This window comes from Parageobacillus sp. G301 (genome assembly GCF_030268025.1).
GTDB lineage: Bacteria > Bacillota > Bacilli > Bacillales > Anoxybacillaceae > Parageobacillus_B > Parageobacillus_B toebii.
In genome coordinates this window covers 702,966-722,775 of the sequence record NZ_BSDB01000002.1, presented here as the reverse complement: position 1 = coordinate 722,775, position 19,810 = coordinate 702,966, and the positions used below count along the sequence as shown (strand labels likewise).

Here is a 19,810-nt window from a genome sequence, read left to right as displayed (position 1 = left end):
ACCATAAATAACGATTTTCATTCTCACTTATTTTAATACAAAATGATTGAAAACGTAAACTATTTTTTGTAACCAATATAAGGTTGTTGAATATCGATCATTTCAACCGTCCGTTTCCCCGTAAGAACAGACCAAAACTCGATCCTTTTTGGGAAAAAACCAAACGTTTGTCGACAAGCAACCGGAGCCATTTGTGTATAATGCTGAACAAGACGTTGATTGTCTTCCAACAACAGCTTTCGGACCGTGTACGTTCCGGCATCTTTATAAGCAAAATCAATATCCACATGCGTTTTTTGATATCTTTTCCAATGCCGATAGACTGCTTGTTCAAACAAAAGAAATGGAGACCGTTGCACTTCTTCGGAAGAGGTAAAAAATTGAAGTAAATGATCGGTGATTTTTGCTAAAACGGTGTAATAATGAATTGGTGACTCAAATAAATGGGGATGAAGCAGCTGTCGATATGTTTCCATAAGTTTTAACATGTAAAAGGGAGATCGTAATGATGGAGCGGCATGATAATATTCAATCATCACGCTGCGTATCACATTTTTCACGTCTTGCTGCCATGTTCGGTCTCCTTCATGGCGAATGATCGCTTTCATCGTTATGTACCTCCGTTATTTCGTTTTTTCTATTTTTTGAATAACAGAATGAATCGAGCTCCAGGAACGCTTAACAAAATAAATTGGCTTTTCTTTACTTTTCGCTTTTTGCTTAATTGTTTTTGCTAAATTATGATTAACGTAATCGGTCATGACGAAAACAATATCCACATGTTCCGGAATGTCGCGTTTCACCATATTCACTTTTCGACCATCAAGATGGATAATTTCTCGAAATCCTGAATCGATTAGTTTATCTGTAATATTTCCTAAATGATCTGCACCTACCACTAATAAAGATGTCATCGCCATTCCCCCTCCATTTGTCTCTTCTTATTTTTATTCTAATTGAGAATGATTTTCTATGTCAATGATAAATATTTTCAATAAAAATTACTTATTGTTTCCTTCATAACTTTTTTTCAAACAGCCAAACTAAACGTGTAGCTCATTTTTGTACAATGGAGGGAGTTTATATGGCAAAAGATGTGCTTTGTGAAGTGAAAAACTGCCATTATTGGGCAGAAGGAAACCGCTGCAGCGCGGAATCAATTTACGTTGTAAGCCATACGGGGAAAATGGCGGCTGATTCCACTGAAACTGATTGCAAAACATTCGTCCCTTCGAGTGAAATGTAATTAGCCTTTGGCGCGTTTTAGCGCCAGAGGCGCAGCGCCTACATAGTTTAGCAAAGAGAGGCGACGTGCTGCGATGAAAAAGGACAGTCTAATTAAAGCATTGAAAGAAGAAGTAAAACGATCAAATCCAATGACATTTCCGATCTGCGTCGACTCATTTACAAATTTATGGCAATATGAATTTGGCTCATTGGATGACTTGCCGCCAGAAGTGGAGAAACTAATCTCCTATCGCATTATAGAATTAGGCCTAATGGATGACGACGAGATTTAAAAAACGGGGCTTAATTATAAAGCCCCGTTTTCATTGTTTGGAATGAGCTGCTTTAACTGACGACGCAATAATTTCTGTGAAGCGTTGCGCGGCAGTTCGTCGACAAAATAGATTTGTTTTGGAATTTTATATTTCGCTAAATACGCTTGGCAAAACTGTTTTAACTGTTCCGCGTTGACAGAATAACCACTTTTTCGCTTCACAAACGCGCACGGCACTTGTCCCCATGTTTCATCATCGATTCCTGTTACCCCTGCTTCCTCTACCGCTTCATGTGAAAGAAGCACCGCTTCAATTTCAGCCGGATAAACGTTTTCTCCACCGGAAATGATAAGGTCAGAACGACGGTCTAATACATAAAGAAATCCGTCTTCATCTATATATCCGATATCTCCCGTATAAAACCAGCCGTCGCGAATCGCTTTCTCCGTTGCATCCGGACGATGCAAATATCCCTTCGTGACATTTGGTCCTTTTACAACAATTTCTCCTGGTTCATACGGATGAGCAACTTGACCGTCCTTTTCAATGCGAAGCTGTGCTGGAAACAATGGTTTTCCAGCAGAACCGAGTTTGGTTAAACTATATTCCGGCGCAAGGGTGACGATTTGCGATGCGGTTTCCGTCATGCCATACGTTTGATAGACAGGAATTTCTTTTGCTTTACACACTTCTAACAGCGGTTTCGGAGCAGGCCCGCCGCCAAGCAGCATGCAGCGAAATGTCTCAGGATATCGTCTTTCGCCAAGGTCAGCGATCATTTTTTGCAACATTGCACTGACAACAGACATAATGGTAACTTTTCCGCCGATAATGAGATCATTTGCTTTTTTCGCATCGAAAGCGTGCATCACATACATGCTCATGCCATATATAACGCTTCTCATCATAATCGACAAACCGCTGATGTGAAAAAACGGCACAGCCGCAAGCCAGCAGTCATTTTCATGCAATCCTAAATTTAACGCTGAACCAATAGCGCTCCACCAATGATTTCCGTATGTTTGCAGCACTCCTTTTGGCTTTCCTGTTGTCCCTGATGTATACATAATCGTAGCGACGTCATCGAAATGATAATATTGCTGAAACTCAACATTTTCCTCAGGCAATGCGGACAATTCACTCATGGTAATAACACGAATGTTTCCTTCTATACGGTCCGCCAACTCATCATCGGCAATTACGTATACCGCTCCGCTGTCTTTTAATTGCCATGCAAGCTCATGCGAAGTTAAACGTGTATTTTGCAGCAAAGCAATCGCGCCAATATAATGAAGGGCATGAATGCATTCGATCATCGCCACACTGTTTTTCATGAAAATAGCGACAATATCTCCTTTACGAACCCCGGTGTTTGCAAGTTGACATGCCCGCTTCATCACAGACTCATGAAGCTCCATAAACGTTTTTTTTCCTTGCCCGTCATAAACCGCAATACGTTCAGGAGTTAAAAACGCCCGCTGCATAAGCCAATTTGGAATCGATGTTTGCATGATGACACTCTCCTTTTCCCAATAAAAGAAACAGCTTGATGGAACTCACCAAGCTGCTTTAGCAAAACTTGCCTTCCGCTTTTCTTACGGAAAACGTGGGAATTGTTTAAAGTTTGGTTTGCGTTTTTCTTTAAATGCATCTCGTCCTTCTTTTGCCTCATCGGTTGTATAGAATAGCAACGTTGCATCACCGGCAAGCTGTTGAATACCAGCTAAACCGTCAGAATCAGCGTTAAATGCCGCTTTTAAGAAGCGAATCGCCGTTGGGCTTTTCTCTAAAATTTCCTGCGCCCATTTTACTGTTTCTTCTTCCAATTGCTCTAATGGCACCACTTTATTGACAAGTCCCATTTCTAATGCTTCTTGCGCGGTATATTGACGGCATAAATACCAAATTTCACGCGCTTTTTTGTGACCAACAATACGCGCTAAATAGCCTGCACCATATCCACCATCGAAACTTCCTACTTTTGGACCAGTTTGTCCAAAAATCGCGTTATCTGCGGCAATCGTTAAATCACATACAACATGCAATACATGACCGCCGCCAATGGCATAACCGGCCACCATGGCAATAACAGGTTTTGGAATGATACGAATTAATCGTTGCAAATCTAACACATTTAGCCGCGGGATTTGATCTTCACCGACGTATCCTCCGTGGCCGCGCACTTTTTGGTCTCCACCGGAACAAAACGCTTTTCCGCCTGCACCTGTTAAAATAATAACACCGATATTTGCGTCATCGCGCGCATAAGAAAATGCATCGATTAATTCCTCGACAGTTTTTGGACGGAACGCGTTATGTACTTCTGGACGGTTAATCGTAATTTTCGCAATCCCATTGTACGTTTCGTATATAATATCCTCATACTCGCGTTCCTTTACCCATTCGATAGCCATTATACTCTCCTCCTTGTTATAAACCTACTTACTATTTTAGCAAAAATTTCTCGTTGTTCCACATGAATTGCATGGCCTGCTTCGGGAACTTTTATCATTTCACAATTAGGAAGATATTCTTTCATCTCTTCAGCGATACGACAAAATTTTTGATCCCATTCTCCACACAAAAGCAAAGTCGGTACGTTTACTTTGGATAAACGATTCCAAAAGGAAGGCTGTCTTCCAGTCCCCATCCCGCGCAAACTATTTGCTAATCCGAGAGCATTATTGTTTAGCCGTTGATTACGAATTTGCTGCTGCACGCTAAGAGGCAAGCGCTTTTGGGATGCGAAAAGCGGCATGTTTTCCCACTTTTCGACAAATGCTGTAACGCCATATTGCTCTATTTCTTCCGCTAACGCTTCATCTCTTTTCATTCGTTCCCGTCTTTCCTGCATCGTTTTTAATCCCGGAGAACTGCTTTCTAATATCAATGTCCGAACACGATGAGGATAAAGAATTGCAAACGCCAGCGCAAGACGCCCGCCCATGGAATATCCTAACACATGTGCATCTTGCAAATGAAAATACCGCAATATTTCGTCCAGATCAGCAGCTGCTTTTTCCATCTCATATCGAGCTGGATCATTTGGCGAATCGGTAAGGCCGTGCCCGATAATATCAACAAGAACGAGCTGATAATCACGCCAATATGGGAGAAAAGGTTTCCACGTTTCAACACTACCAGTAAATCCGTGCAACAGTAAAAGCGGTTCTCCATCTCCGTATCGTTCAACATGATAGGAAACCCCGTTGACGAAAATATTCATACCATTCTCCCTTTTTCGAGAAATTCCGCTATTTCCTGGGAAACCTTTTCCCACAAAAGACGATGTTTTCTTACATTATTTTCTCTTGACGTGCATACTTCCATCACGTGAAAGCCATCTGTTGTCAACGATTGTGTAACATAATGGCGAAATTCATCCCATGTCTTGATTTTCTGGTAATTTCCTTCATACATGCGGACAGCATGCTCAAATTGCAAATCTGTTGGCGTGCCAAACAACATTTCAAAATGTTTTTCATTTTTCGCTTGCGGCAAAAACGAGAAAATTCCGCCGCCGTTATTATTAAGAACGATGATCGTCGCGTGTAGTCCATGCATTTTTGCGGCTAATAGCCCATTCAAATCATGATAAAAGGAAAGATCGCCAATGACAAGCACAAGCGGTTCGGTAACAGCACTGGCTCCTAGCGCGCTTGACACAACGCCGTCAATCCCATTTGCGCCACGGTTCGCCAAAATGCGTATTTGCTTGTCGTTTGTAAAGAAAAATGTATCCGTATCGCGAATCGGCATACTATTGCCAACAAATAAGGTAGCACCATCCGGAAGCAATTGCGAAAGTTCCGTAAACACTTTTCCTTCGAATAATTCCTCTTCCATCGTTGCTTCAAGAAGTACAGATTTTGCGATATCGTTGATCATTTTCCACGTCGTTGACCATTGACTTTTGCTCTGCTTCGGCGCCCCAATATCGATAAGTCGGCGGCAAAATTCAACTTCATCGCAATACACCATGTACGATGCCATTAATGTCGGTTCCCGCCATCCGCCTTCTCCATCCACAACGATTTGTTTAATGGATGGATATCGTTTCAGCAAAAGAAATAGTGGCTTAGAAACCGGCATGGCGCCGAAACGAATAACGACATCCGGAACTAATGAAGCTGCAATCGTTTCATCTTTTAATATCGCGTCATAACTGTCAATAATATACTCTTTTGCATGTGTTCCGCTGCGCAGTTGAGAAAGTGGATCCGCTAAAATAGGATAATCGAGCATTTCCGCTAACTTCGTGACCGCCTCAGCAAACGCTGGCTGATCGATTTGTCCGCAAACGATCAGCCCTTTTTCAGCCGAAGAAAGTTCATTGTATAACTCCTGAATTTGTTCCATGCCGATCGTCATTTTCCCCGGAATGACCGTCGTATAAGACGGCTCTTTCGCTTCGATTTGTTCCCACGTTTCTTCATGAACGATCGGCACAAGCGGCTCACGCAACGGAAAATTTAGATGAACAGGGCCTGCCGGGGCGCTGATTGCTACCCCTGCCGCTCTTGCTGCCATCGTCCGCGCATAGCGGAGCATGTCTGTCGACTTTTCTGGCAGCGCCATTTCTACAAACCATTTGGCATATCTTCCATATATGTTCAGCTGGTCAATTGCTTGCGGCGCCCCGACATCCCGTAATTCATGCGGGCGATCTGCCGTAATGACGATAAGAGGCACACGCGAATAATAAGCTTCCACCACCGCTGGAAAATAGTTCGCAACCGCCGTTCCTGACGTACAAAGAAGGGCGATAGGATGCCGTTTTGCTTTCGCCATGCCGAGAGCAAAAAATGCGGCGGAGCGCTCATCAATGTTTATATGTACGCGCATCGCCGGATGTTCTGCCATCATAATGGCAAGCGGTGTCGAACGCGATCCTGGGCTCATCACCACATCTTGCACGCCGATTTTCGCTAACTCATCCACAAAAGCTGCTATATATAATGTTAGTGCTTCATTCATCTCGCTCCACTCCCAGCGCCGATAACATCGGGGTAAATTTCACTTTCGTTTCTTCATATTCACTCATCGGGGCAGAATCGCCGACTACACCGCAACCTGCAAAAATGGACGCTTCTTTTCCCTGTAAAAGCCCCGAACGAATGGCTACGGCAAATTCTCCATTTCCTTCTGCATCCATCCATCCGATTGGTGCCGCATACCATCCCCTGTCTAATGGTTCGGCTTCCCGAATTTCTTTGATCGCCTTTTCTCGCGGTGTTCCGCCGAGCGCCGGCGTCGGATGCATTTGTTCTACGATCGATAAAACAGAAGCGGCGCGGCACTTTTCCCCGATCACAGGCGTATATAAATGTTGAATATGCTGTAATTTTAACAGTTGCGGTGAAGATGGGATTTGTACACGCTTGCAAACCGCTTCTATCGCTTCTTTAATCATCTGAACAACAAATTGATGTTCACGAAGGTTTTTCTCATCATTCATTAGCCATTTCCCGAGCTGTTCATCTTCTTGAAGTGTTTTTCCGCGGCGTATTGACCCAGCTAAACAAATAGAATAACATGTATCTTTTTCCTTCTTCACAAGCTGTTCCGGAGAAGCGCCAATAAAACATTGCCCTTCTTGTTCAAATGCAAAAATATAGCTAAATGGCTGTTGTTCACGCAATTGCTGCAAAACGACGCTTGGATCGATCGCATCAGCAAACGATAAACGCGCTTCTCTCGCCAGCACTACTTTATCGAATTTTCCTTTGCGAATATTCTCGATTGTTTTTTTGACCGCATCAATCCACTCTTCTTTTTGCACTTCCTTATATGTTATTAATGGCGGCAATGAAGATGTTTGCTGTTTTTGTTCCTGATATAATAACCGAATCAACATTCCTATTTTTTTTATTATTTCTTCATTCTGTCCGGAACACATCGTCACCGTTAATGTTGCTTTTCCATTTTTGATCGATAAAAGAACTGTCGGCACTATCATTTTTGCATGAGGAAAAGCGCGCCATTTCTCTGTTCTAGGCTTGAATGGATCAAACGAAAAACCTCCAAATATAATAGGAACTGCATCTGTTCCGTTCGAATAAGAAGCTGTTTGTTCCATCCATCGCTTCCACTCTGTCTCTACTGTGCGAAACCGTTGTTCTTTTTCTTCTGTTTCAATGATATATGTGCAGCCCAGTCCTACATAGACAGTTTCGTTCGTGCGATCAGACCAATAAAACCGCTGACGAAAGGAACAGGCTTGTCCTAATGAAAAAAAATAAACCGGATCTACATGATCAATTTCCTCGCTCCAGCTAATAAACGGACGATTCGCTTTTTTTCCGATGAAATGCAATTGTTCTTGAATTTTATGCTGGTATAAAATCGCCACTGTAATCCCGCTTTCTTGTTTTATTACTTATTTTCTATTTTCCATTATATATAATAGGAAATAATTTATCTATTCTAAAGGGGTTGACACCTTATAACCGTTTTCCTACACTTATTGTGAACGTTTGTAAAGCATTACTTTATATTTTATCCGAATATGAGGGGTATGATTATGCAATCTTCATTGCAAACAGATCGTCGTTTTCCGCCGGTCAATCGCCGCCGCGATTGGCGTGTTTGGTGGAGGTTAACGCGTCCGCATACATTGACTGCCGCATTTGTTCCTGTTTCTATTGGCACAGCACTAGCATTTCACGAAACAAATATTCGCATTTCGCTATTTATCGCAATGCTTGTAGCTTCTTTGTTCATTCAAGCCGCAACAAATATGTTTAACGAATATTATGACTTTAAACGCGGGCTTGACTCACCGGAATCCGTAGGGATTGGCGGGGCAATTGTCCGCGAAGGAATCCATCCAAAAGCGGTTTTATATTTAGCTATTTTCCTTTTCGCCATCGCAATGCTAATCGGTGTCTATATTTGCGTGAATAGCAGCTGGTGGCTTGCACTGATCGGTTCCATTTGTATGGCGGCTGGATATTTCTATACAGGCGGGCCTGTACCAATTGCGTATACCCCGTTTGGGGAGCTTGCAGCCGGATTTTTTATGGGACTAGTTATCATTTTAATTTCCTTTTTCATTCAAACTGGAGAAGTAACAAAGACAGCGATTTTGATTTCTGTTCCGATTGCCATTTTAGTCGGAGCGATTTTGCTGGCAAACAACATTCGCGACCTCGATGGAGACAAAGAGAACGGGCGAAAAACATTAGCAATTTTAGTCGGACGCAACAATGCGATTCGCATTCTTGCCGGCATGTTTGCCATATCGTTTATTTGGATGATTGGCTTAGTCATTTTCCACCTTGTTTCCGTCTGGACGTTGCTCGTCTTTTTTAGCATGCCAAAAGCGATTACAGCGACGAAAGGATTTATCGGCAAAACAAAGCCGATTGAAATGATGCCAGCGATGAAAGCAACAGCACAAACGAATACACAGTTTGGTTTTCTATTGGCAATTGGTCTGCTTATTAGCTATTGGTTGTAACACGGTCTGAATGAACCGTGTTTTTTTTTATTTTTCGTTCATACTACAAGATAAACGGTTTATTTTTAGGAAGGAGTTATGAAATATGTTAACACACAAACAGTTATCTGCCTTCCAGATGCAGCTTCTTAAGGCAAAACAAGATATTGAAGAACGTTTACGTCATAATGACCATTTTGGCAAAGAACGAAGCCATGCCCATGACGCGGTCGGCGAGCTTTCTAGCTTTGACAACCATCCGGCGGATGAAGCAACGGAGCTATACGAACGCGAAAAAGATTTGGCGCTAAACGAACATACAGAACGAGAATTAAAAGAAATTGAACATGCGCTGGAGGCCATTCGAAACGGCACGTACGGCACATGCGAAGTTTGCGGAAAGCCAATTCCGTACGAACGGCTCGAAGCATTGCCGACAACAACGTTTTGTAAGGAACATAGCTCCGATCAAACGGTTTCTCAAAAGCGGCCGCTCGAAGAAGGAGTGTTGATGCCTCCATTTGGAAAATTTGATTTCGATGACCGCGACGAATCAGTAGCATATGACGCGGAAGATGCGTGGCAAGAAGTAGCCCGTTATGGCACATCCGATACTCCTTCCGATTTAGGGAAAAATGTCGACTATTATGGGGAAGTATATGCGGAATCAGAAGAAAATGTCGGTTATGTTGAGGATTTAGAAAATTTTGCAGCGGTAGATTTATACGGAAAAAATGTGAAAGTATATCCAACAAGAGAACACGAACAGTTGGAAAATATTTTGGATGATGAAGGAATTATGTCCAATATTGGCGATTTGCCAGCATATGAAAAAGCCCCTTATACAGAAAAAGAAGACCATCGACAATGATGGTCTTTTTTTTTGAAACAAAAAGGGATCTAAACTCGTATAGAGAATATGTACCAAAGAAACAATGATATTGAGGTGAAGACAATGAATGCCCATGAAATCGACTACAAGCTATATGGAGACGATATGCAATTTGTTGAAATTGAATTAGATCCCCAAGAGAGCGTCATCGCGGAAGCTGGCGGCATGATGATGATGGAAGATGGGATTACGATGGAGACGATCTTTGGAGATGGCACTGATTCTGGAAAAGGGTTTTTCAACAAATTAGTTGGAGCGGGAAAACGACTGTTGACAGGCGAAAGCTTATTTATGACCGTGTTTACAAACAACAGCGCAGAAAAACGCCGCGTCTCGTTTGCCGCTCCATATCCAGGGAAAATTATTCCGATGGATTTGAGCGAACTCGGCGGCAAAGTGATTTGCCAAAAAGATTCCTTCCTTTGTGCGGCGAAAGGCGTTTCCGTCGGCATCGATTTTCAACGTAAACTTGGTACTGGTTTTTTCGGTGGAGAAGGATTTATTATGCAAAAACTCGAAGGAGACGGCCTTGCCTTTTTACATGCAGGCGGAACCATTTACAAGCGCCAGCTGCAGCCTGGTGAGAAATTGCGCATCGATACCGGCTGTTTAGTTGCAATGACAAAAGAAGTCGATTATGACATCGAATATGTAGGCAAAATTAAAACCGCCTTTTTTAGCGGCGAAGGGTTGTTTTTTGCAACATTAACCGGCCCGGGAACCGTTTGGGTGCAGTCGCTTCCATTCAGCCGGCTTGCTGATCGAATTATTGCCTCTGCTCCAAGCTCGGGAGGCCGCTCTGTCGGAGAAGGAAGCATTCTCGGCAGCATTGGCGATTGGCTCGATGGAGACGATTAAGAGAGAGGCCAAAAAACCTCTCTCTTTTATTTATTCAACGGATGAATATCCCATATTTCATTCGCGTACTCCTGAACCGTCCGGTCACTGGAAAAATAACCAGAATGAGCAATGTTAATCGCGCTCATTTTCAGCCATCGTTCACGCTGCTTATACGCCTCTTCCACTTTTTCCTGTGTTTCCACATATGATGCAAAATCACGAAGCACAAAATATTCATCGTTTTGTGTTAAAAGCGAATCATAAATCGGCTCAAAATGGTCATGGACATCTGGAAAAAATCCGTTGACTAACTGATCGACGACCTGCTTAATCCGTTTATCGTGATGATAATATTCGTGCGCGCGGTATCCGCCATTTTGATAGTAGTTTAACACTTCTTCCGCAGTAAGCCCAAAGATGAATATATTTTCTTCCCCGACCGCCTTCAATATTTCAATATTAGCTCCATCTAGCGTTCCAAGCGTAATCGCTCCATTCATCATAAATTTCATATTGCCGGTGCCAGATGCTTCTTTACTTGCCGTTGAAATTTGCTCGCTTACATCCGCCGCTGGAAAAATTTCTTCCGCTAGTGAAACACGATAATTTTCTAGAAAAATCACTTTTAATTGTTCGTTTGTCTTTTTATCATTGTTCACTTTTTCAGCGACAGAATGAATGAGCTTAATAATCCGTTTTGCATAATAGTATCCAGGGGAAGCTTTGGCGCCGAAAATAAAAGTGCGCGGGTAAATGGAAAAGCTCGCATCTTCCTTCAGCCGGTTATACAAATACATGATGTGAAGAACATTTAACAACTGCCGCTTATATGCATGAAGACGCTTCACTTGCACATCAAAAATTGATGATTCATTCACGACGATCCCCGTCTTTTCATCAATGCGCTTCGCTAATTTTGCTTTGCGCTGCTGTTTGACTTTCGCAAGCGCCTGCTGAAACGCGGGATCGGAAGCATACGGCTTCAACTCGATCAACGCCTGCGGCTCTTTCATCCATCGGTCACCAATGGTATCAGTAATTAACGCAGAAAGCTCAGGATTTGCCTTTAGTAGCCAGCGGCGATGGGTCACTCCGTTTGTCTTGTTATTAAATTTTTGCGGTTCGAATTCGTAAAACAGCCTCATTTCCCGTTTTTTTAAGATCTCTGTATGCAGTTTGGCAACACCGTTGACGCTATGGCTGCCGACAATCGCCAAATGCGCCATTTTAACAAGCCCGTGGGCGATGATCGCCATCTCTTCAATTCGCTTCCAATCGCCGGGATAATGATTCCAAAGTTCGCGGCAAAATCGCTCATTAATCTCCTCCACAATCATGTAAATGCGCGGCAACAGCGGCTGAAAAATACGAATCGGCCATTTCTCCAACGCCTCTGATAATGTCGTATGGTTCGTATAAGAAATCGTATTTGTCGTAATATGCCAGGCATCTTCCCAGCTCATTCCTTCTTCATCTAGTAAAATTCTCATCAGTTCCGGAATCGCCAAAACCGGATGAGTATCATTCACATGAATCGCCACATACTTATGCAGCTCATACAAGTGCCCATGCTGGCGGCGATGGGCGCGAACAATGCTGCCAACGCTTGCAGCAACAAGAAAATATTGTTGTTTTAATCGCAAAATTTTCCCTTCGTCATGGGTATCATCAGGATATAAAAATTCCGAAATCGCCTCTGTTTCCCGTTTGTATTGCATCACGCTTTTATGAGGCGGAAAGGTTTTTGCTGGTTCTGCGCTCCAAAGCCGCAGCGTATTCACTGTTTTCGTATCATAACCGATGACTGGCATATCATATGGAACCGCCATTACCTTTTCACTGTCAATATGGCGGAATGTCAGACGGCCGTTTTGGTTGGATATTTCTACTTTTCCCCAAAAATTCACTTCAACCGCTAATTCTTCTTTTCTAATTTCCCATACATTTCCGTGGCGCAACCATTGTTCTGGCAGCTCGACTTGATATCCATCAACAATTTTTTGATCAAAGAGCCCATGTTTATAACGAATTCCACAACCGTGACCAGGCAAATCAAGAGAAGCAAGCGAATCTAAAAAACAAGCAGCAAGGCGGCCAAGACCGCCATTGCCTAGCCCCGCATCCGCCTCGACTTCTTCCATGTCATCCAAGCGAATTCCTAAATCGTTCAGCCCTTCTTCCACGACATTGCGAATGCCAAGGTTAAGCAAATTGCTGCCAAGGAGGCGTCCTAACAAAAATTCAATCGACAAATAATATACTTGCTTCTGCTTTCGCGCACGATTTCGCTCATTCGTCTGAATCCAGTTTTGGCTAATATATTCACGAACCATGTTTCCTAATGTATTATATTGATCACGCAGCGTTGATTCTTCAAACCGTTTGCCGCACAGCATCTCAAGCCGTTTTAAAAATGTTTTTTTGAATTCTTCTTTATTCGAGAACATGATGTTCACTCCCAGCCATTAAATCCGCATATACTTGGTTATACTTAAACGCTGATTGCCCCCAGCTATAATCACGGCTCATTGCTTCTTTCATTAGCTTTTCCCATATTTGCTTTTCCTTATAAAACGTAAGCGCGCGGCGAATGGTATATAACATATCGTGGGCATTGAAGTTCGTAAAACTAAACCCATTCCCTTCTCCCGTAAACTCATTATACGATTGTACCGTATCGTTTAATCCTCCCGTTTCCCGCACAATCGGAATCGTTCCGTATCGAAGCGCAATCATTTGGCTGAGACCGCACGGTTCAAATTTAGATGGCATTAAAAATAGATCAGCTCCCGCGTAAATTTTATGTGCTAACTCTTCGTTAAAGCCGATATACACTTTTGCTTTATCTGGATACGTTACCGCCATATCATAGAAAAATTGCTCAAACTTTTTGTCACCCGTCCCTAGCAAAATGAATTGAACATCTTCGGCAATAATTTCATGGAAAACGCACTTGACTAAATCCATCCCTTTTTGCTCTGTCAAACGTGTTACCATCGCAATGACCGGGACGTCTTCCCTTATCGATAAACCAAAATATTGTTGAAGCGCGCATTTATTTATTTGTTTTCTGGCAATAGTCTGTATATCGTATGGCACCGCAATAAATGGATCCTTTTTCGGATTATACATTTCATCGTCGATACCGTTTAAAATTCCTATTAAATCACGCTGGCGCGCCCGTAATAGACCATCGAGCCGCTCTCCGTAATATTCCGTCTGAATTTCTTCTTTGTATGTCGGACTGACCGTTGTAATAATATCGGCAGAAACAAGCGCTCCCTTCATAAAGCTCACATTCCCATAAAACTCTAAATACTCAATCGTAAAATAACGGTCACTTAAATTCAATAAATCTCCTAAAATTTCACGTGGAAAAATTCCTTGAAACTGTAAATTATGAATCGTAAACACGGTGCGGATTCGTTCATAAAATGAATTTTTTCGATATTCTTCGCGCAATAAAAATGGAATCATACCGGTATGCCAATCGTGGCAATGAATAATATCTGGACGAAACGGAATCACAGGAAACGCGTCTAAAACAGCGCGGCAAAAATACGAAAACCGTTCTCCATCATCATAATGTCCGTATAACTGATGGCGTTTAAAGTAGTATTCATTGTCCACAAAATAATAAATAACTCCTTCGTACTCCATCATTTCAATTCCGCAATATTGCCGTCTCCATCCAACTCTTACCACAAGCTCGGCAATTTTTTTCATTTCTTTTTTATAGTTTTCCGGGATTGTTTCATATTTTGGCATGATTACCCGAACGTCTGTCCCTAATTTTCGCAATTGTTTCGGCAACGCTCCGGCAACGTCCGCTAATCCTCCCGACTTAACAAACGGTACGCATTCCGACACGACAAATAATACATTCACGAGCTGATCAACTCTCCTTGTACTGTTCCTTTACGAATCACAAATGGAACCCGTTCCGTTCCACGCAAAAAAACGTTATTTTCTACTTTCGCATCTTTGTCAACAATGACACAATCTAGTTCACAATTTTCGCCAATTTGGCTTTTTTGCATAATAATGCTATTTTTTATGACCGCTCCTTTTCCAATTTTCACGGAACGAAAAATGATGCTGTTTTCCACATGGCCTTCGATAATGCAGCCATTGGCAATCATCGAATTTTTCACGACTGCTTTTTCTGTATATTTCGTTGGCGGTTCATCTTTCACTTTCGTATAAATCGGACGTGACTGGATAAACAACTGCTGCCAAACATCTCTATTTAGCAACTCCATACTATGCCGAAAATAATTTTCAATCGAATCAATAACAGCTGCGTATCCGTCATGTTCATAGTCACAAATTTTTAAGGAATGGCGATGGTCGCGAACAACATCTACAATACTGTAATAGCCGGTATTCCGGTGATTAGTGATTAAATCGAGCAACAATGATGTTTCTAACACAAACATTTCAAGCGAACGCCCTTGATAACGAACTTCGGTAATATCACATTCGTTTGCAATATGACGCTCTAACACCGCTTCATAATCGATATTACAAATCGTATAACTATTGCAAATAACGGCATATTTTTGTCTGCTGCGCAAAAAATAGTCTATATGTTGTTCAAAATGGGCAAATGCGCCAACGTGATGCATTGGAATCGATAAATCTGGAGATGGGAAGAAAAACAATCCGTCCCGTTTTCGGTTTAAATCCCAATTTTTACCTGATCCTAAATGATCCATTAATGAGCGGTATTGATATTTTGGAAAAATCGCCACACTCTCAATTCCCGAATTAACCATACTCGACAATACAAAATCGATTAATCGATATCTCCCCGCAAACGGCACGGCTGCAACAGAGCGGTGCAATGTTAACGGTTGAAGCGGCTCGATATACGTTGTTGCGTCAATAACTCCCAGCATCCATTTATTATTCACTGTTGCTCATCCTTTCCGAATATCTTCCATTTTCCGTTCTGTTAACCATTCCTTTGTAACAAGAAGAATATCATCGGAGCAAATAACTGAATGTGGCGGAATCTCTACGTCCGGCGGCACGATCGCTCTTTCGATATATACCCCCTCACCAATCACCGCATCCGGCATAATGACGCAATCTTTCACGATTGCTCCTTTCCCGACATGAACCCCTTGAAATAATACGGAATGCTCGACATTCCCTTCCACCATGCATCCCTCGTTCACAAGCGAATTAATGACGACGGCCTCATCGGAAATGTATTGTGGCGGCTGATTCGGATTGACAGAATAAATCCGCCATGAATGGTCAAATAAATTTAATTCATTTTCTTCGTCCAATAAATCCATATTGGCCTCCCATAAACTTTGTACCGTTCCAACATCTTTCCAATAGCCTTTAAATGGATAGGCAACAAGCCGCTTCTTCTCCCGAAGCAATAACGGAATCACATCTTTTCCAAAGTCGTGGCTGGAATGTGGATTTGCGTTGTCTATTTGCAAATATTCTTTTAAAAGCGGCCAGTTAAACATATAAATGCCCATCGAAGCAAGGTTGTTTTTCGGATTCGCCGGTTTTTCTTCAAATTCAATAATTTCCATTTGTTCATTGGTATTCATAATGCCGAATCGGCTTGCCTCCGACCAAGGCACTTCAATAACAGAAATGGTTACATCCGCTTGTTTCGCAATATGATAATCCAACATTTTTCGATAATCCATTTTATAAATATGGTCGCCCGATAACACTAGCACGTAATCCGGATCATATTGTTCAATGTAATTGATATTTTGATAAACGGCGTTTGCCGTTCCTTCGTACCATTTCACACCAGACGACACCGAATATGGAGGGAGAACAGTGACACCGCCATTTTTCCTGTCTAAATCCCAAGCGCTGCCAATACCGATATAAGAGTGTAATAGAAGCGGCTGATATTGCGTTAATACCCCGACCGTATCGATGCCGGAATTTGTGCAGTTGCTCAATGTAAAATCGATAATTCGATATTTTCCGCCAAATGGAACCGCTGGTTTTGCAATGTTTTTCGTCAATGAGCATAGCCGGCTACCTTGCCCTCCTGCCAATAACATGGCGATGCACTTTTTCTTTACCATTAATGTTTCTCTCCCCTCGTTTTTTTACTGGTCTTAAAATAGAAATGCCAAACGGTGGAATCGTCATCCGAATGTGATACGGTTTTCCATGAAACGGCTCTTTGACCGCTGCAATCGGCTTCGCATTGATATTCCCCCATCCCCCGAACTCGACTGCATCGCTATTGATTATTTCTCGATATGTAGCAAACAGCGGCACGCCAACTTTATAATCGTGGTACACTTTATTGGTGAAGTTGCAAACAATAACAAGTAAATCGTTCTCTTTTTTTCCCCTGCGAACAAATGAGAAAATGCGTTGTTCAGCATTATGAACATCAATCCACTCAAACCCATCTGGAGAATGATCTAGCTCATAAAGAGGTTTATGGCGCTTATAACATTTCAATAATTGTTTCACATAAATATTCATATTCCGATGCAGATCAAAATTAAAAAGCGCCCAATCGAGCTGTTCTAAATCTTTCCATTCATCAAATTGAGCAAATTCACCGCCCATAAACAATAACTTCTTACCGGGATGTGTCAACAAATATCCATACAGCAACCTTAGTTGCGCAAACTTTTCCTCATATGTCCCCGGCATTTTATTTAATAATGATTTCTTTCCATGCACGACTTCGTCGTGGGAAAAAGGTAAAATGAAATTTTCTGAATACGCGTACAAAAGGGAAAAGGTTACTTTATTGTGCACATATTTTCGCTGCTCTGGGGCAGTTTCCATATAAGTTAAAATATCGTTCATCCATCCCATGTTCCATTTATAGTTAAATCCCAACCCTCCGTCGTACGTTGGGGCAGTGACGCGCGGCCAGTCTGTCGAATCTTCGGCAATCATTAAAATGCTTGGGTCATACGCAAATACGGTTTCATTTAATTTTTGCAGAAACTGCACAGCATACGGATTCTTATGCAGTACATCACTATTTGGCCAATATAGCATATTTGCTACTGCGTCCACTCGAAATCCATCCACATGGAAATATTCCATCCAAAATAACGCGTTGGAAATTAAAAAACTGCGAACTTCCGGTCTGCCAAGATCAAAATTCGCCGTTCCCCACACGTAATTTTCCCTGTCTTGCATATTGGCATATTCATAGGTGGGAGCGCCGTCAAACATATATAGCCCATGGGCATCTTTGCAAAAATGGCCAGGGACCCAATCGATAATCACACCGATTCCCGCTTGGTGACAGCGGTCAATAAAATGCATCAAATCATGCGGTGTCCCATAACGGCTTGTTGCTGAATAATAACCTGTTCCTTGGTATCCCCAAGAGCGGTCGAGCGGATGCTCGACAAGCGGAAGCAATTCAATATGAGTAAAGCCATGTTCAAGAACATAAGGGATTAGCTCATCCGCCATTTCTTGATATGTATAAAAACTGCCATCCTCCTTCTTTTTCCATGAACCAAAGTGGAGCTCATAAATAAATAAAGGCTGATCATAAATTCGTTTTTGCCGCTTCTTTCGTCGCCATGCTTGGTCATTCCATTGATATCCTTTTATGTTGTAGACAATGGAGGCAGTATGGGGGCGCAATTCGGAGTAAAACGCATATGGATCCGATTTGAGCAGGATATTCCCATCGCTAGTTTTAATCTCATATTTATATAAATGCCCTTCTAAGTTTTCGGGAATAAAAATCATCCATACGCCTTGATCACTTACTTTCATCAGGTTAAAATTAGTTCCGTTCCATTCATTAAAACTTCCGACTAACCGCACTTCCCGCGCATGCGGAGCCCACACACAAAATCGAGTTCCAACCATGCCGTTTTTCTTTATCACATGTGCGCCAAACAATTCATAACTTTTATATAAGCTGCCCTCATGAAATAAATAAATTTCTAAATCAGTGGGACTGACGGAGATCAATCTGCATCGCGTCCTTTCCTAAAGTTTCTTGTCGTTGATACTTATATTCCACAACGGTGTATAAATTCCTTGAGAAAAAAATTTATATTTTTTGACATTTTCCAACAAACTGAGCCGAAAAAATTTTTTTGCACAATTTTAGCTGATTATATTATAATATATATAAACTAATAATTATTATAAAGTAGAGGTGTGCCATGTCACCAATCCAATACGATTATCACCATCTTCCTCATGTAAAAACGCAAAATCAATCCAAAAAAACGCTTTGGATCACTCTCGGTTTAACATTGTTTTTTACGATTTTGGAAATTGTTGGGGGGATATTATCCAATTCCTTGGCTTTGCTTTCCGACTCTGCCCATATGGCATCTGACGTATTGGCGCTTGGGCTTAGCATGATCGCTCTTTACCTTGCCACTCGTCCGCCAAATCATCGATTTACGTTCGGCTATTTGCGATTTGAAATTATTACGTCCTTTTTAAACGGTCTTACGTTGGCCATTATTTCTATTGGCATTTTTTGGGAAGGGATTAAACGATTCATTTCTCCCGAACCAATCGATTTTCGCTTAATGCTGACTATTTCCTCGATTGGTTTCATTGTGAATCTCATATTGACCATTGTCCTTAGCCGAAGTACAAAAGAAGAAGAAAACTTAAATATTAAAAGCGCCTTATGGCATTTTATCGGAGATCTTCTTAGCTCCATAGGTGTCATTATTTCAGCAATACTCATTTATTTTACTGGTTTTTATTTTTTCGACCCGCTTATCAGCATTATTATTGCTGCCATCATCTTCACAGGCGGGGCAAAAATTATTCGTGAATCGTATCTCATCTTAATGGAAGCGGTGCCTGATCAGTTTCATCTCGACCAGATTAGAGAGGACATCCGCCAAGTCGAAGGAGTCGAAGATGTACACGACATGCACTTATGGGCCGTTTCCACCGACCACTATTCATTAACCGCACACGTATTTATCAGCGAGCATATCCAGCCGTTTTGTGTCATCTTGGCCATTAACGAGATGCTAAACAAAAAATACGGAATCAAACATACGACCATCCAGGTTGAGCATGCGATGATTCATGACCACGGCAGCTATGGAAAAGAATTTTTGCTTCAGAAAACGAAAACAAAAATGTAAGTCAAATAAACCTTCGAGGCAAATGATA

Annotated in this window: 18 protein-coding genes; 6 read left to right on the top strand and 12 right to left on the bottom strand. The window is 41.9% G+C overall.

Translation table 11 applies throughout. The features are described 5' to 3' along the window. Nucleotides 1–59: 59 nt before the first annotated feature. Both QSJ37_RS12405 and QSJ37_RS12400 read right to left on the bottom strand, forming a co-directional pair. The gene (locus tag QSJ37_RS12405) at nt 60–608 is read right to left on the bottom strand and encodes a hypothetical protein (protein WP_285755429.1); all 549 of its coding nucleotides are present in this window, start codon (nt 606–608) and stop codon (nt 60–62) included. Between the two features lie 15 nt (nt 609–623). Beyond that, nucleotides 624–914, bottom strand: a complete 291-nt coding sequence (locus QSJ37_RS12400; protein WP_062755071.1) for a DUF2325 domain-containing protein — start codon at nt 912–914, stop codon at nt 624–626. A gap of 170 nt (nt 915–1,084) precedes the next feature. On the opposite strand from QSJ37_RS12400, the gene QSJ37_RS12395 reads away from it, so the two are divergent. Beyond that, the gene (locus tag QSJ37_RS12395; RefSeq protein ID WP_285755428.1) at nt 1,085–1,246 is read left to right on the top strand and encodes a DUF1540 domain-containing protein; all 162 of its coding nucleotides are present in this window, start codon (nt 1,085–1,087) and stop codon (nt 1,244–1,246) included. A gap of 73 nt (nt 1,247–1,319) precedes the next feature. Continuing rightward, nucleotides 1,320–1,520 carry a hypothetical protein gene (locus QSJ37_RS12390; protein WP_285755427.1) on the top strand — a complete coding sequence of 67 codons (201 nt, stop codon included), beginning with the start codon at nt 1,320–1,322 and terminating at the stop codon, nt 1,518–1,520. Between the two features lie 14 nt (nt 1,521–1,534). Here the strand turns inward: QSJ37_RS12390 and QSJ37_RS12385 are convergent, their stop codons facing one another. The 5 genes from QSJ37_RS12385 to QSJ37_RS12365 all read right to left on the bottom strand — a co-directional run bounded on the left by QSJ37_RS12385 (nt 1,535) and on the right by QSJ37_RS12365 (nt 7,854). Further along, nucleotides 1,535–3,013: an o-succinylbenzoate--CoA ligase gene (locus QSJ37_RS12385; protein ID WP_285755425.1), complete on the bottom strand. Its 1,479-nt coding sequence runs from the start codon at nt 3,011–3,013 to the stop codon at nt 1,535–1,537. A gap of 84 nt (nt 3,014–3,097) precedes the next feature. Further along, nucleotides 3,098–3,916, bottom strand: coding sequence for a 1,4-dihydroxy-2-naphthoyl-CoA synthase (menB, locus tag QSJ37_RS12380; RefSeq protein WP_015864889.1), 819 nt, complete (start codon nt 3,914–3,916; stop codon nt 3,098–3,100). Further along, complete coding sequence (menH, locus tag QSJ37_RS12375) at nt 3,916–4,728, bottom strand: 2-succinyl-6-hydroxy-2,4-cyclohexadiene-1-carboxylate synthase (RefSeq protein WP_285755424.1); 813 nt, start codon at nt 4,726–4,728, stop codon at nt 3,916–3,918. Before menH ends, menB begins: the two co-directional genes overlap by 1 nt. Beyond that, on the bottom strand, nt 4,725–6,479 hold the full coding sequence (gene menD, locus QSJ37_RS12370; RefSeq protein ID WP_285755423.1) for a 2-succinyl-5-enolpyruvyl-6-hydroxy-3-cyclohexene-1-carboxylic-acid synthase: 1,755 nt from the start codon (nt 6,477–6,479) through the stop codon (nt 4,725–4,727). The genes menH and menD overlap by 4 nt, the downstream gene beginning before the upstream one ends. Continuing rightward, a complete protein-coding gene (locus QSJ37_RS12365) occupies nt 6,472–7,854 on the bottom strand; it encodes an isochorismate synthase (protein ID WP_285755422.1) in 1,383 nt (460 codons plus the stop codon). Before QSJ37_RS12365 ends, menD begins: the two co-directional genes overlap by 8 nt. 171 nt (nt 7,855–8,025) lie before the next feature. Here QSJ37_RS12365 and QSJ37_RS12360 point away from each other — a divergent pair, with 171 nt between their 5' ends. From QSJ37_RS12360 to QSJ37_RS12350, 3 genes are all read left to right on the top strand, one after another. Further along, nucleotides 8,026–8,964 (top strand): 1,4-dihydroxy-2-naphthoate polyprenyltransferase, encoded by a 939-nt coding sequence (locus QSJ37_RS12360; RefSeq protein ID WP_285755421.1) that lies wholly within the window; start codon nt 8,026–8,028, stop codon nt 8,962–8,964. Between the two features lie 85 nt (nt 8,965–9,049). Then, nucleotides 9,050–9,814 carry a yteA family sporulation protein gene (locus tag QSJ37_RS12355; protein ID WP_285755420.1) on the top strand — a complete coding sequence of 255 codons (765 nt, stop codon included), beginning with the start codon at nt 9,050–9,052 and terminating at the stop codon, nt 9,812–9,814. Nucleotides 9,815–9,898: 84 nt separating this feature from the next. Next, nucleotides 9,899–10,693, top strand: a complete 795-nt coding sequence (locus QSJ37_RS12350) for a TIGR00266 family protein (RefSeq protein ID WP_285755419.1) — start codon at nt 9,899–9,901, stop codon at nt 10,691–10,693. Nucleotides 10,694–10,719: 26 nt separating this feature from the next. Here QSJ37_RS12350 and QSJ37_RS12345 read toward each other — a convergent pair whose 3' ends face one another. The 5 genes from QSJ37_RS12345 to glgB are packed head-to-tail and all read right to left on the bottom strand — an operon-like array spanning nt 10,720 to nt 18,631. After that, a complete protein-coding gene (locus tag QSJ37_RS12345; RefSeq protein ID WP_285755418.1) occupies nt 10,720–13,122 on the bottom strand; it encodes a glycogen/starch/alpha-glucan phosphorylase in 2,403 nt (800 codons plus the stop codon). After that, nucleotides 13,109–14,563 carry a glycogen synthase GlgA gene (gene glgA / locus QSJ37_RS12340; RefSeq protein WP_285755417.1) on the bottom strand — a complete coding sequence of 485 codons (1,455 nt, stop codon included), beginning with the start codon at nt 14,561–14,563 and terminating at the stop codon, nt 13,109–13,111. The genes QSJ37_RS12345 and glgA overlap by 14 nt, the downstream gene beginning before the upstream one ends. After that, the gene (glgD, locus tag QSJ37_RS12335; protein WP_285755416.1) at nt 14,560–15,591 is read right to left on the bottom strand and encodes a glucose-1-phosphate adenylyltransferase subunit GlgD; all 1,032 of its coding nucleotides are present in this window, start codon (nt 15,589–15,591) and stop codon (nt 14,560–14,562) included. The genes glgA and glgD overlap by 4 nt, the downstream gene beginning before the upstream one ends. Nucleotides 15,592–15,597: 6 nt before the next feature. Continuing rightward, nucleotides 15,598–16,749 (bottom strand): glucose-1-phosphate adenylyltransferase, encoded by a 1,152-nt coding sequence (locus QSJ37_RS12330; protein WP_285755415.1) that lies wholly within the window; start codon nt 16,747–16,749, stop codon nt 15,598–15,600. Continuing rightward, nucleotides 16,700–18,631: a 1,4-alpha-glucan branching enzyme gene (gene glgB / locus QSJ37_RS12325; RefSeq protein WP_285755413.1), complete on the bottom strand. Its 1,932-nt coding sequence runs from the start codon at nt 18,629–18,631 to the stop codon at nt 16,700–16,702. Before glgB ends, QSJ37_RS12330 begins: the two co-directional genes overlap by 50 nt. A 197-nt stretch (nt 18,632–18,828) precedes the next feature. Between glgB and QSJ37_RS12320 the strand changes: the two genes are divergently transcribed. Further along, nucleotides 18,829–19,782 carry a cation diffusion facilitator family transporter gene (locus QSJ37_RS12320; RefSeq protein WP_285755412.1) on the top strand — a complete coding sequence of 318 codons (954 nt, stop codon included), beginning with the start codon at nt 18,829–18,831 and terminating at the stop codon, nt 19,780–19,782. Nucleotides 19,783–19,810: the final 28 nt, after the last annotated feature.

Coding starts and splice junctions, on each gene's coding strand:
- QSJ37_RS12405 (WP_285755429.1), bottom strand. CDS start 608: ATGAAAGCGATCATTCGCCATGAAGGAGACCGAACATGGCAGCAAGAC.
- QSJ37_RS12400 (WP_062755071.1), bottom strand. CDS start 914: ATGACATCTTTATTAGTGGTAGGTGCAGATCATTTAGGAAATATTACA.
- QSJ37_RS12395 (WP_285755428.1), top strand. CDS start 1,085: ATGGCAAAAGATGTGCTTTGTGAAGTGAAAAACTGCCATTATTGGGCA.
- QSJ37_RS12390 (WP_285755427.1), top strand. CDS start 1,320: ATGAAAAAGGACAGTCTAATTAAAGCATTGAAAGAAGAAGTAAAACGA.
- QSJ37_RS12385 (WP_285755425.1), bottom strand. CDS start 3,013: ATGCAAACATCGATTCCAAATTGGCTTATGCAGCGGGCGTTTTTAACT.
- menB (WP_015864889.1), bottom strand. CDS start 3,916: ATGGCTATCGAATGGGTAAAGGAACGCGAGTATGAGGATATTATATAC.
- menH (WP_285755424.1), bottom strand. CDS start 4,728: ATGAATATTTTCGTCAACGGGGTTTCCTATCATGTTGAACGATACGGA.
- menD (WP_285755423.1), bottom strand. CDS start 6,479: ATGAATGAAGCACTAACATTATATATAGCAGCTTTTGTGGATGAGTTA.
- QSJ37_RS12360 (WP_285755421.1), top strand. CDS start 8,026: ATGCAATCTTCATTGCAAACAGATCGTCGTTTTCCGCCGGTCAATCGC.
- QSJ37_RS12355 (WP_285755420.1), top strand. CDS start 9,050: ATGTTAACACACAAACAGTTATCTGCCTTCCAGATGCAGCTTCTTAAG.
- QSJ37_RS12350 (WP_285755419.1), top strand. CDS start 9,899: ATGAATGCCCATGAAATCGACTACAAGCTATATGGAGACGATATGCAA.
- QSJ37_RS12345 (WP_285755418.1), bottom strand. CDS start 13,122: ATGTTCTCGAATAAAGAAGAATTCAAAAAAACATTTTTAAAACGGCTT.
- QSJ37_RS12330 (WP_285755415.1), bottom strand. CDS start 16,749: ATGGTAAAGAAAAAGTGCATCGCCATGTTATTGGCAGGAGGGCAAGGT.
- QSJ37_RS12320 (WP_285755412.1), top strand. CDS start 18,829: ATGTCACCAATCCAATACGATTATCACCATCTTCCTCATGTAAAAACG.